This window comes from Mycobacterium sp. E3247 (genome assembly GCF_001667785.1).
GTDB lineage: Bacteria > Actinomycetota > Actinomycetes > Mycobacteriales > Mycobacteriaceae > Mycobacterium.
In genome coordinates this window covers 1-7309 of record NZ_LZJG01000433.1, presented here as the reverse complement: position 1 = coordinate 7309, position 7309 = coordinate 1, and the positions used below count along the sequence as shown (strand labels likewise).

5 protein-coding genes and 1 pseudogene are annotated in these 7309 nt (G+C 70.5%); 2 read left to right on the top strand and 4 right to left on the bottom strand.

What is annotated here, in order from left to right:
* A pseudogene (locus tag A9X04_RS31095) lies at positions 1 to 385 on the top strand (hypothetical protein); the annotation flags it as partial.
* On the opposite strand, the gene A9X04_RS22160 reads toward A9X04_RS31095, so the two are convergent.
* From A9X04_RS22160 to A9X04_RS22145, 4 genes are all read right to left on the bottom strand, one after another.
* Entirely contained in the window at positions 312 to 1943 is a 1632-nt protein-coding gene (locus A9X04_RS22160; RefSeq protein WP_067925101.1) for a WS/DGAT domain-containing protein, read from the bottom strand. The pseudogene A9X04_RS31095 and the gene A9X04_RS22160 overlap by 74 nt on opposite strands.
* A 102-nt stretch (positions 1944 to 2045) precedes the next feature.
* Positions 2046 to 3482, bottom strand: coding sequence for a serine/threonine-protein kinase (locus A9X04_RS22155; protein ID WP_067925099.1), 1437 nt, complete (start codon positions 3480 to 3482; stop codon positions 2046 to 2048).
* A 158-nt stretch (positions 3483 to 3640) separates the two neighbouring features.
* Positions 3641 to 4789 (bottom strand): serine/threonine-protein kinase, encoded by a 1149-nt coding sequence (locus A9X04_RS22150; RefSeq protein WP_231985796.1) that lies wholly within the window; start codon positions 4787 to 4789, stop codon positions 3641 to 3643.
* Between the two features lie 173 nt (positions 4790 to 4962).
* A complete protein-coding gene (locus A9X04_RS22145; protein ID WP_156764481.1) occupies positions 4963 to 6387 on the bottom strand; it encodes a CehA/McbA family metallohydrolase in 1425 nt (474 codons plus the stop codon).
* Between the two features lie 132 nt (positions 6388 to 6519).
* Between A9X04_RS22145 and A9X04_RS22140 the strand changes: the two genes are divergently transcribed.
* A partial coding sequence (locus A9X04_RS22140; protein WP_156764480.1) for an FAD-binding oxidoreductase occupies positions 6520 to 7309 on the top strand: 790 nt, incomplete at its 3' end.

Below are 7309 nucleotides of genomic sequence, written 5' to 3'. Positions count from 1 at the left end.
CACCTGCGCGATCCTGGGTGTGCCGGCCGTCGACCTGGTGAACCTGGTCGGCCGCCACGCCGGCCTCAGCGGCCACGTCGCCCTGCGCCACACGATGGACTCGGCCAAACCCCTCGGCCGGATGATCTCGCCGCTGGCGCTGACCCCACGCGTGCCGAAAGAGGGCCGCTTCATCTACGCCGGCCTCGCCGACCGACTGGTGCACCCGCGCGACCAGGTCACCCGACTCTGGGAGCACTGGGGCAAACCCGAAATCCAGTGGTACCCAGGCGGTCACACCGGATTCTTCCGCTCGCGACCGGTGCAGCGCTTCATCGACGACGCGCTCGTGCAGTCGGGCCTGGCCGAGGAGTCGCCGCCAGCAACCTGTCGAAGGCGTCGGTAAAGCCTTCGACGATCGTCTCATGTTCGGGCACAAGGGTTTTGTCGCAGGCGATGCCCACGGTCACGTCGCCGTTGTAGGTAAAGATGCCGAAGCTCATGGGCTGGTTGCCCGATACGGGTGCCCACCCGACGATGCCCTCCACCTTGCTGCCGGCCAGGTACACCGGCATCGGCGGGCCGGGCACGTTGGTGAGCGTGCCGATCGTGCGGTCGGTGAACAGGCCCACCGACGCTTCGTAGAGCTGCCTGTTGAACCCGGCGATGCTCTCCTGCAGGCGAAACGCCACGGCCGCCTCGTGGCCGTGCTTGATCCGGTTCATCCGCCGCTTGGCCACGGCCAGCACTCGCAGGGCATCGGGTTCATCGGTCGGCAGTTCGAGTTGTACGAGGGCGAATTCATTTCCGAGATTGTCGGGCAGCGTCACGTCGACCGGCTTGAGGTTGACCGGCACCATGAAGGTCACCGCGGAGCAGCGGGCGTGTTGGGCCTCGAGGTAGTCGTGCAACGCTCCGGCCACACACGTCACCAGCACGTCGTTGACCGTGCACCGGTTCGCCTTGGCGACGGCCTTCACTTTGGCCAGCGGGATCGGCTCCGACCATGCCACCGCCTTGTCGAGGCCTGCGGCCCCCGTCCACAGGGTCGAGTCGTTACGAGTCCCGATCAGCAGTTTGCGGACCGTGTCCACGTCACCGGGCGCGGACGAGAACACGTCGACCAGCGCGCCGCTGCCCGGCACCGCCGCCCGCATGGTGGAGCGGACGGACTCGGCGACGTCGGACACCGTCGCCCGCGCCGACATCGTGACCGTGTGGCCGGCGCCCACCGGGTTCTCCAACGCCAAGCGACCGAAGTCGTTGGCACGCGCAAGAATTCGAGGCAATCCGACGGCGACCCTCACGACCCCTTCAGCCATGTCCGTCCCCCGTCCGACCGGGTCGTCCAGCATCTCATCGACGACCGACCTCGCGCGCCGCGCCGTGCCCGCCACCCGTACCGCCGCGGTCCGCAACCGGTCCTTCATCGGCCGGCCCGGCGGGTGGGGCCGCGCCGCGTGCTGCACGACATCGGGACCGCGGATGGACCCACCCTCGGGCGACGCGTCGAACAGGCTCATCGCCAGCTCGACCATGCGCATGCCGTCGGCGACGGCGTGGTGCGTCCGCATGATCATCGCGCTACCCTCCCGGTAGCGGTTCACCCAAATGCCTTTCCAGAGGGGCTTTTTCCGGTCGAGCATTTCGGTGTGGTGGCTAGCCACCAGTGCCTGCAACTCGCGGCGGTCGTCGGGGTCCTCGAGGTCCACGATCGTGACGTGCTGCCCGAAGTCGAAGTTCTCGTCGACCTCCCACCACCACGACCCGTCGGAGTCCTTGACCGCCAGGCTGCGGAACACGGGATAACGGTTGGTGAGCCGCTCCTCGATGACCTGACGCACCCGGCCCCAGTCGAGCGGATCGGCCGTCCAGACCACCGTGTCGACGACCATGAGGTTGTTGGGGCGGTCCATCTCCAGCCACAGGGCGTCCTGGATGCCCAGCCGGCGTCGCTCTGCCACCTTGCACCTCCACGACCTGCAGGTACCCGAGTCTCCATCCACAGCCGGGATACGGCCAGAGGACAAGGTCCCCTTGTCGGGTGGGCGCTGCGGCTGTGGTGATCAGGACGCGGTGGCGTACTGCAGCACCGGCTCCGACGAATCGACGTGCCCGAAACTGATGATCCGCAGCCGATCCGGGCGCACCTCGTAGCGCACACCGTTCAACGGATTGGTGACATCGAACCCGTCGCCCGCGCGCTCCGCGTTCGACAGCTCGATGTGCGCGCCGTCGCTGATCCGCTCGCCGCGGTAGTAGTAACTGCCGCTGAGGTTTTCACACACCACGGCCAGCGACTTGGCGGTCCGCACCACGGCCGCCGGCGGATTCCCCGGGTCGCAGCGCGCTGTCTCGCCGACGAACCCCAACCCGTCGGCGCCCCGCACCGGAGCCGACAGCGCCGGCGTCTTCGGCGGCGGCGTGCTGGACGGCGCGGGTGATGGCGCCTGAGCCGCCCGCGGCGGCGGCGCGCCGCCCTGACTGAGAGCCGAGACCAGCGCCACGATCAGCCCGACGATCACCAGCGCCACCGCCGCCCCGGCCGCCACCAGCGGGCCGCGGCCGGCAAACGGCCGATGCGGCGGTGCAGGCGGAGGCGCGTCAGCAGGCGGATACGGGGTGACCCCCGTGTCGTCGGGATTCGGATAGACCGCCTCGAACGGCCGGGTGCGAAGCGGCGCCGCGGCAGCGCTGACCGCCGCCGGCTCGTACACCTCGGACACGGCCTCGCTGGCCGCGCGGGCGAGTTCGCCCGCGGAGCCGAACCGCGCCGTGCGCTGTTTGGCCATGCCGCGGGCGACCACATCGTCGAAGGCCCGGCCGACGCCGCGCCGCATGATGCTGGGCCGCGGCGCCGGCGACAGCATGTGCGCCGTCTTCAGCTCGTCGGGGTCCGCGGTCTCGTACGGCGGCTGACCGGTGAGGCACTCGTAGAGCAGGCATGCCAGGGAGTACACGTCGGTCTGGGGCCCGACGCGGCCGGTGGTGAACCGCTCGGGCGCCATGTAGACGCGTGACGGGTCGGCGTGCCCGATCCCGAAGTCGACGAGATACGCGAAGTGATCGGGAGTCAGCAGCACGTGTTCCGGCCGGACACCCAGGTGCACCAGCCCGGCGGCGTGCGCGGCGTCCAGCGCCCGCGCCACCTGCGCGACGATCGACGCGGCCCGCGGCGCTTCCAGCGGTCCCCGCTCGCGCAGCAGGTCCTTGAGGCTGCCGCCCTCGACCAGATGCATGTCGACGAAGAAAACCCCGATAATCGCACCGAAGTCGTGCATCGGGATGACGTGGGGCTCCCGCAACCCTGCGGCAACAGCGCATTCCCGCCGAAACCGTTGCTGGAAGCCGGGATCCGCGGACATCGCGGCGGGCAACAGCTTGACCGCGACCGTCCGGTCCCTCACCGTGTCGTGTGCCCGGTAGACCTCGCCCGTCGCGCCCGCCCCGATCAGTGATCGCAGCTCGTAGGGCCCGAACCGGGTGCCAAGCCGCGAGGTCAATGGGCAGTCCTTTCGCTACGTCCAACAGGTCCAGCCCGGCGGGTTCCCCAATCCGCCGCCGACCTAACGTGCGCCGGCTCACGCGTGCGGCGGCACCGGGCACCAGAATAGGCCGCAGTTGAAGTTGGGCGGGCCGGCTACCGATCCCACATCAAGCGTCAGCCGCCGTGCCCGCCCTTGTGTTTGCCCGGGTGCGGCGGCGGCCCCTGTGGCGCCGGCAGCGGCTGCGTCGTCGTGGTGGGTGTGGTGGTCGTCGTCGTGGGCGGGGGCGTTGGCGTGGTCGTGGTGTTGACCGGCGTGGACGGCGGCGCCGAGAACGGCGGGTCGATCGCCAACAGGAGCAGGGCCAGCACGAACGCGGCGACGATCGCCGCCATCCACCACTTGCGCCGCGGCGTGGCCGGCTCCGGCGGCGCACCCACGTACGTGTAGGTCAATGGCGCGGCGACCGGCACCTCCATCACCCGGGTGCCGGTGGGCCTCGCCGCAGGGGCACGGCCCGCGAGCGCGGCTCGCATCGCGCCGGCCTGGTCGAACCGCCAGGCCGGGTCGCGCGCCATCGCCCGTTCGATCGCGGCGGCAAGGGGCGGTGGCACATCCGGGCGCAGCGCCGCCACCGGCGGCGGCGACTCGTGCAGGATCGCGTGCGCCAACGGTCCCAGGTCCTCCTGCGGGAACGGCCGCCGCCCGGTCAGCGCCTCGTAGCCCACCACGCCGACGGCATACAGGTCGTCGGCGACGGTGGCCGGCTTGGACGTCAGCCGCTCGGGACTCAGATAGGCCATGCTGCCGACGACCTCCCCCGCCCTGGTGTAGGCGGCGCCGGAGGTCTTGGCGATGCCGAAATCGGCGAGCTTGGGTTCACCGGCGGCGGTGAACAGGATGTTGCCCGGCTTGACGTCGCGGTGCAGGATGCCGGCGTGATGCGCCTCGGCCAGGGCGTCCAGGACGCCGTCGAGGACGGCGTGCACGAACGCCGGGGGCAGCGGCCCGCGGGCGATGTGGTCGGCCAGCGACACCCCCGGCAGGCGCTCCATCACGATGAACGGCAACCCCTGATGCTCGCCGACGTCGTGGACCACCACCACGTGCCGGCCGGTCAGCCGCGCGGCCGCGCGCGCCTCGGTGTCGAACCGCAAGCGGCTGTCCGGCCGGTCGGCCACCCCGGGATAGAGCAGCTTGATGGCGACGGGCCGGCCCAGCTTGCGATCCCAGCCCTCACGCACCTCGGCCATCGCCCCGCGGCCCAGGACACCGCGCAATTCGTACCGACCGTCGCCGAGAAGCCCGCCCGGTGCAATCTGCACTCCATCAGTGGCCCGGGCGCGGAGATAGTCAGTCCGTTGGAGCTTCGTTTGGATCCCGCCTTGCTGTTGCCCCGCTGTTGCGGTTGCCGCCGCCAGCAAACTCAGGAATAGCCCAACGTCTCACAGCCGAAACCTAGGGCGACGCCGGCGGTCCGCCGCGCGGCCGCACCCGCTCATGCCAGCCAGATCGGGTTGGTGAACGCGACCATCGCGCCGAGCGGACGCCGTTGTGCGTCGCGCAGCTCCAGCCGCGCGAAGCGCGCGGACTCGGCGTCGAGTGCCCATCGCAGCATGGTCCGCGCCGGCCCACCGACCCTCGCGCGTCCCACACAACCGGCCGCGGTGATCAGGGTGGCAGTTGTGCCGGGCGCTCCCGTGACCATCGCCGTGACGGTGACCGGGGTCTCGGGCGGAACCTTCAGTGTCTGGCCGGGGCCGGCGACGTCGGCGGCGTCCGGGCTCGACGCGGTGAACTCCACGGTGACGGCCCGTGATCGGGCGATGTACGAGCGGCCGCAGCGCAGCCCCTCGATGATCGCGGGTACCGACAACTCACGCGCATGCACGACGGTCTGCGGTGCACCCACCGGCTGCTCGTGGGTGTGGGAATCACTGCCGGCGACCGCCGCGACGCGCCGGCCCGCGGACAGCAGCCGCTGCCAAATGCGAAGCGACGCTTCATCGTCGAGGTTCCACCGGCCGTTCCACACCTCGAGCGCATCCACCTCGCCAAAACCGAACTCCCACAACGACCCGGGCACCGGCGCGGCCGGATGGGCGGCGACCACCAGGCCGCCGGCGTCGCGGACGTCGGCGGCGAAACGCCCGAACACCCGGTCACGCGGCGCGTATCGCCAATCGACCCAGGCGTGTGGCGGCAGGCCGACCGCGAGCCAGTGCCCATGCCTGGTGGTGACCTCCTCGCCGGGAATCACCAACAGACCACCGGTGCGGCATGCGGGCCACACCCGGTTCGCGGAGTTCGTGTTGTGGTCGGTGGACACGATGAAGTCCAGCCCGCTCGAGTGCGCGGCCTCGACCAGCTCACCGGGATGGCGCTGGCCGTCCGAGTGCACGGTGTGCAGATGCAGATCCCCGCGGTACCACCCGGCACCGCGGACCGACGGCGCCGGACCGGCGACGACGGTGTCACCCGCCGGGGCGGGCCGCCCACGCTCGAGGACGACGCGCGCGTCCCAGGCCATCCCCCACGGGCTCAGAACCACCGGGCCGAGCGCCACCGCCCATCGACCCGGCTCGATCGGGCCGGCAAGATAGCCAGGCGTCGCGTGCGTGCCGGAGATCACGAAGCCGTCGCGCGCTCCCCCTGACCACCCACGGAACCCGGCCGCATTGCCCACGTCATGGCCGGCGGGGCCAAAGACACCTAGATCCAACACGTTTCGGACCGGCCCGCCCACCGCGAAGCCGTCATGCGCGGTGTCGACACGGATTCGGTGCACACCCGCCGGCACCTCGAATGGCAGGTACGCCCACTGGTCGATGCCAAACCCGAATCGCCCTGAAAACGCTATGTGGATCGTCGCGCCCTCGCGCTGCTGGGTGACGGCACCGGGGGCGACCATCGCGACACTCATGGAAGTCCTTCCTATCGGTACACCACCAGCATTCGGCACCAAGGAGTGACGACCCGTTACATCGACACGAACACCGTGCGTCGGGCCACTGTCATGTTCGTGTGGTGCCGCGGCGGCATACAGTGAATCACTGTGAGCGACATGACAGCGCGGTTCGCCGAGATCGTCGGCCAGCACAACCTGCTGACCGGCGACGCCATCCCCGAGGACTACTGGCACGACGAGGTGTTGACCAAGCCGCCGCAGAGGCCGGCTTACGTCGCCAAACCGGCCACCGCGGAGGCGGTTTCGCAGCTGCTGAAGGCCGCTTCGGACAACAACATCCCGGTGACGGCCCGCGGATCCGGAACCGGCCTGTCCGGCGGGGCGATCCCCCGGGCCGACGGGCTGCTGATCTCCTTCGAGCGGATGAACGCCGTCCTCGAGGTCGACACCACCAACCAGGTCGCCGTCGTCCAACCCGGGGTGACGCTCACCGAGCTGGAAACCGCGACCGCCGACACCGGCCTGCGCTACATGGTCCACCCCGGCGAGCTGTCCTCCAGCGTCGGCGGCAACGTCGGCACCAACGCCGGCGGCATGAACGCGGTCAAGTACGGCGTCGCCCGCCACAACGTGCTCGGGCTGCAGGCGGCGCTGCCCACCGGCGAGCTCATCCGCACCGGCGGCAAGATCGCCAAGATCTCCACCGGCTACGACCTGACGCAGCTCATCGTCGGCTCCGAGGGCACCCTCGCCCTGGCCACCGAGGTGACCGTCAAGCTGCACCCGCGGCTCGACCACGCCGCGACCGTGCTCGCCCCGTTCGCCGACTTCGACCAGGTCATGGCCGCGGTGCCCAAGGTGGTGGGCAGCGGCCTGGCGCCCTACATCCTGGAATACATCGACAACGTGACGATGGCCGCGCTCGTGCATACCCAGA

Coding starts and splice junctions, on each gene's coding strand:
- A9X04_RS22145 (WP_156764481.1), bottom strand. CDS start 6,387: ATGAGTGTCGCGATGGTCGCCCCCGGTGCCGTCACCCAGCAGCGCGAG.